General features: G+C 74.1%; 4 protein-coding genes and 1 pseudogene. 4 read left to right on the forward strand and 1 reads right to left on the reverse strand.

Annotated features, from left to right (window positions below; translation table 11 throughout):
- Positions 1–686 (forward strand): hypothetical protein (locus AOJ26_RS28565; protein ID WP_053851241.1); only part of this gene is annotated, 686 nt, incomplete at its 5' end.
- Between the two features lie 394 nt (positions 687–1080).
- Here AOJ26_RS28565 and AOJ26_RS28570 read toward each other — a convergent pair.
- Positions 1081–1977 carry a bifunctional helix-turn-helix transcriptional regulator/GNAT family N-acetyltransferase gene (locus AOJ26_RS28570; RefSeq protein ID WP_053851242.1) on the reverse strand — a complete coding sequence of 299 codons (897 nt, stop codon included), beginning with the start codon at positions 1975–1977 and terminating at the stop codon, positions 1081–1083.
- A 140-nt stretch (positions 1978–2117) separates the two neighbouring features.
- Here AOJ26_RS28570 and AOJ26_RS28575 point away from each other — a divergent pair, with 140 nt between their 5' ends.
- From AOJ26_RS28575 to AOJ26_RS43610, 3 genes and pseudogenes are all read left to right on the forward strand, one after another.
- Positions 2118–3899, forward strand: coding sequence for a hypothetical protein (locus tag AOJ26_RS28575; RefSeq protein WP_053851243.1), 1782 nt, complete (start codon positions 2118–2120; stop codon positions 3897–3899).
- Positions 3886–4242, forward strand: a complete 357-nt coding sequence (locus AOJ26_RS28580) for a hypothetical protein (protein ID WP_053851244.1) — start codon at positions 3886–3888, stop codon at positions 4240–4242. Before AOJ26_RS28575 ends, AOJ26_RS28580 begins: the two co-directional genes overlap by 14 nt.
- 95 nt (positions 4243–4337) lie before the next feature.
- A pseudogene (locus AOJ26_RS43610) lies at positions 4338–4571 on the forward strand (hypothetical protein); the annotation flags it as partial.

Below are 4571 nucleotides of genomic sequence, written 5' to 3' on the forward strand. Positions count from 1 at the left end.
AGATGTGGACAACGGACACCCTGGCACCCCCGGCTCCCGCGCACGCACCCCACCGGGTCCGGCGGGTGCTCGCCGCCCTCGCGGTGGCCGTCCTGGTCGGGATCGCGGTCGGCACCGGTGTCTGGTGGCTCCTGCGGGGCACCGCCCTCGGGTCCGGCACCGGCACGGGCGCCGGTCCGACACCGGGCGTCACGGCGACCCCCTCGTCCCCGTCGCCCTCCGCCTCCACCGCCGCGGGATACCGCAGGGTCCACGACCCCGTCGGCTACTCCGTCGACGTCCCCCTGGGCTGGACCCGCACCGAGAAGCAGGGCGGGCAGGCACCGGTCGTCCTCTACGAGGCCCCCGCGGACGGCCGCCGGCTCCAGGTCTTCCGGATCGCTGAGGACACCCCGGCCCAGTCCCTCGACCTCGCCGAGAACGACCCCGGCTACGGCTTCGCCCGCGAGCCCGGCTACCGGGTCCTCGACCGGGCCTCCGGCACCACCTGGGCCGAGCTCGTCTACCGCTACGACGACAGGGACCTCGGCCCCCGCCGCGTCGTCGACCACCGCTTCCAGGCCGCCGACGGGACGCTGTACGCGATCCGCGCGGCAGGCCCCGTCTCGCTCCCGTCCGCCCTGGTGCGCGAGCCGCTCACCAGGGCGCTGGCCTCCTTCTGCCCGGCGGACACGGAGTGCGTCTGAGCGTGCGGTGCCGGGCGGAGCGCGCACGGGCCACCGGGTCCGCGGAGCCGCACCCGCGGGCCCACCGCGTCCCCGTCCGCCGCCGCTCGGGTGGTACCCAGGACGTGCCCCTCGCCCGTACCGGACCGCTCGTGACCCTGAACCGCGCGCAGGTACGAGGGGCCGGGCCGGGCCTGGCCTCGGGGCCGGTCAGTGGCTCGCCGCCGGCCCCCGCGCGGAGCAGCAGCAGGCCGAAGACCGGGTTCAGCAGGGAGGGCACGGCGGCTCCTCGAGTCAACTGGGGCGTGGGCCGGGGCGGTTGGGCCGTCGCCGCAGCGACGGACCGAACGCGATAGTACTCGTTCCCGGCGCAACGCGATAGTGCGTGACTCTCCGGATCCGGTGGGCCGGGCGGTCAGCCCGCCGGGCCGGACAGCCGCTTCTCGAACCAGTGGTCGCCGTAGGCGTGCTCGCTGTAGGGCGGGATCTCGGCGTAGCCGCACGCCCGGTACATCGTCTGCGCCTCGGTGAGCGACGCGTGGGTGTCCAGCCGCAGGACGGTGAGACCGCGGGCGGCGGCCTCCGTCTCCAGGGCGGCGAGGATCCGGCGGGCGAGGCCCAGGCGGCGGGCGTCGGGGTGCACCCACACGTGACGGAGCTCGCCGATCCCCGGTGCCAGTCGCCGCAGCGCCCCGCAGCCCACGGGACGGCCCTCCTCGTACGCCACGAAGAACGCGCCCGCCTCGCCCGAGACCTCCTCGGGGCGCACCAGGTCGGACTTGTCGAAGCCCTCCGGGAAGCGGGCGTCGATGTCGGCGGCGTAGGCGTCGAGGCAGGCGCGGGCGTCGGGGGCGGCGCCGTCGACCGGGGCCACGGTGATGCCGGCCAGGCGCAGCAGGCGCCGGGCGGTGCCCATCGCCTCGGTGAGCCGGTCGCGCTGGGCCGGGGTGAGTCCGTCGAGCAGGCCGGCGGCGAGGGCGTCGGCCCGGCGGTTCTGCTCCTTGAGCTCGGTCCGTCCGGCGCGGGTCAGCTCGACCCTGCGCAGCCGGCTGTCGTCCGGGTGGACGCTGATCCGGACCAGGCCCTGCGCCTGGAGGGTCTTCGCCATCCGGCTCAGGTATCCGGCGTCCAGCCCGAGCCGGGTCCTGAGCTCGCGCAGCGAGACGCCCTCGCCGATCTCGAACAGCAGCCGTGCCTCGCCGAGCGGGCGGTCCTGGCCGAGGTAGTGGTCGTCCAGGGCGCCGATGCGGCGGGTGAAGTAGCGGTTGAACCGGCGGAACTCCGCCACGTGCTGTGTCGACACCGGGTCCATAATCTTTGACTCTAGTCAAAGGACTGCGGTGGCGTCCACGGGTACGGGATTCCGGTTTCCCCGACCCACCCGCACCTCTATGCTGATGGTTTGTCAACAACTGACCTGAGCAAGGAATTTGCACGCATCGGGGGAGTCGCGTGACTACTACATCTGTGCCTCGGCAACCGCAGTCGGCACCGCCGGGCCCCGTCACGCCGCCGCACGCCAGCGAGGCGACCCGGCTGCTGTGCGCGGGCACCTACCTGGATTCCGGTTACCGGGACCGGGTCATCGAGCAGCTCCATCTGAACGAACAGCGGATCGTGGCGCCCTCGCTCGGCCTCGACGCGGCCCGGGTGCTCGCGCACGCGCTGCGGGCCCGGCGCCAGGAGCTGATGTGGGCCGGCCTGATCCTCGGCCTGTGGGTGATCGGGGTACCGCTGACCGGCGGACTGCTGTTCATGTTCCTCGGCCCCAGCCTGCTGCTCGCGGCCGCCTCGTGGGTCCGGGGCAAGGGCGCCAACCCGCCGCTGTACCGCCGGCTGCCCGCCTTCGTGATGCGCTGGTGGGGACGGCTGCTCTTCGCGACGTTCCTCGTCCTGGCGCTCGTCGTCGCGTTCGGCGGAGGCGACGACGACTCGTCGTCCTACGGCGGCTCGGGCTCCTTCGGCGACTCGTACGGCTACGGCGACGGGTACGGCTCCTACGGCGACTCCTCCGACGTGTCCGACCTGCTGTTCCCCGACATCGACGGGGTCGGCGAACTGGTCGGCGCCTTGCAGGCCTGGCTGCTGATCGTCGTCTTCGCGCTGATCGCGCTGTGCGTGGCCGCACAGCGCGGACAGTTCGCCAGGGCGGTCACCGCCGAACTGTCCCCGCAGCGCTTCCCGGACGCGGCCGGCGACCCCGCCGAGCGCGCCGAGGGCCAGCGGTTCCAGCGGCTCAAGGACCGCATCCGAATCGAGCAGCACGCCCCGCTGGTCATGTACCACGAGAAGCGGCCCTTCTGCGGCGCCGGGTACGCCTACGAGACCTGGGTGCTCGCCGTCGAGCTGCGGCCCGACGAGAGCAAGAAGGAACAGCTCCCGCTGAACAACCGCGCGGTCCTGGAGAAGATCCGCCCGCTGGTCGAACAACTGCGGCTGCCCTCCGAGTTCGCCGGGCACACGGTCCGCGACCGGCTGCGCTGGCTGGAGATCGACGAGTGCGTGTTCCTGCCCGCGGAGGGACTGCGCCGGCGCGAGGAGGCGCCCTACCACCCGGAGGCCTTCGAGGACCACCGGGCGCGCGCGGTCGAGGAGGGCGCCGAGAAGCGGCGGCACTTCCTGCGGATCCGGGTCGGCGGCTGGGAGGAGGAGCTGGTCGTCACGGTCTTCGTGCGCGTCCACACCCAGGGCCGGATGCTCATGCTGGAGATCGCCCCCCACGTGCTGCTGCCGGTGCGCGAGGACTTCAAGGACGCCGACCGCACGGCCCACACCTACCGGCACAACAACGCGCTCGGCAAGGCGGCCTGGGCGGTGGCCCGGGTGCCGGGCTCCGCGGCCCGCTCCCTCGTCACCCTCGGCAGGGGCGTGGCCTACGCGTGGAAGCTGCTGACCGGCGGCTACGCGGGCGCACTGCCCGACGGCCCGGCGCTGTCGGTGCGGGAGCTCGGTTCGGCGGACGAGGGATCCCTCTTCCAGGACATGGACGCCTACCGCTATCTCCGGAGCGTGCAGGACCGGGTCGCGCACGGCGTGCTGACCGCGCTGGCCGAATCCGGTTACGAGACCGGCGAGTTCGTCCAGAAGATCGTGAACATCAACAACGGCGTGCACGTCGAGGGCGGTGTCCACGGCAGCACGTTCGCCGCGGGCACGCACGCCACCGCGTTCTCCGCCACCGGCGGCGCGGGAACCGCGTCACAGAAGGGAGCCAGCGGCCATGGCAACGGATGAACCAGGCGTCAGCATCAGCGGCGGTGTCCACGGCAGCACTTTCGCGATCGGCAGCCACGCGCACGCCGAGAGCCACCACGGCACGGCCCCCCAGCGGGACGAGACGGCCGAGGCGCTCCTGACCGCCGTACGCGAACTGCGCGCGGACCTCACGCGGTTGCGGGCGAGCGACCGGACGGCGGCCCTGGACACCGCGCTGGCCGAGACGGAGGAGGAGATCGTGGCGACCGGGCAGGCCGGGCCGACCCGTCGGGAGCGCCTGCGGGCCCTGCTGGACGACTCGCAGGCGCTGGTCGGCCTGGTCGCGTCGGCGGGAGCGGTGGCCGGGCTGCTGGGACTGTGAGCGCGGGCGTACCGTGCCCCCCTGTGCGGGCGCGGTGAGCCGGCCCGTACGGCTTGGGTGGGAACGGGGGACGCGGTGAGCGGGAAGGGGACGCCATGAGCGGGGGAGTGCGGTACTGGAACGAGGAGACGCAGCGGTGGGAGGACGGGGACGGGAGCGGCACGGCGACCGGCCCGGTCACCCCGCCGCCGCCGTCCCGGCCCGACGCGGTGCCACCGCCCGGCGGCACCACCGCGCCCGTGTGGCCGCCGGCGGCCGGGACGGAGCCGGACTCCGGCACGGCCGCGCGCGCCGGCGCCGCGGAACCGCCGGCGCCCACGGTCCCCGCC

Origin of the sequence: Streptomyces sp. NRRL B-24085 (assembly GCF_001282115.1) — a bacterium.
GTDB lineage: Bacteria > Actinomycetota > Actinomycetes > Streptomycetales > Streptomycetaceae > Streptomyces.

Bases quoted from the DNA above. Each gene is read 5' to 3' on its own strand.
- AOJ26_RS28570 (WP_053851242.1), bottom strand. From the start codon at position 1,977: ATGGACCCGGTGTCGACACAGCACGTGGCGGAGTTCCGCCGGTTCAAC.
- AOJ26_RS28580 (WP_053851244.1), top strand. From the start codon at position 3,886: ATGGCAACGGATGAACCAGGCGTCAGCATCAGCGGCGGTGTCCACGGC.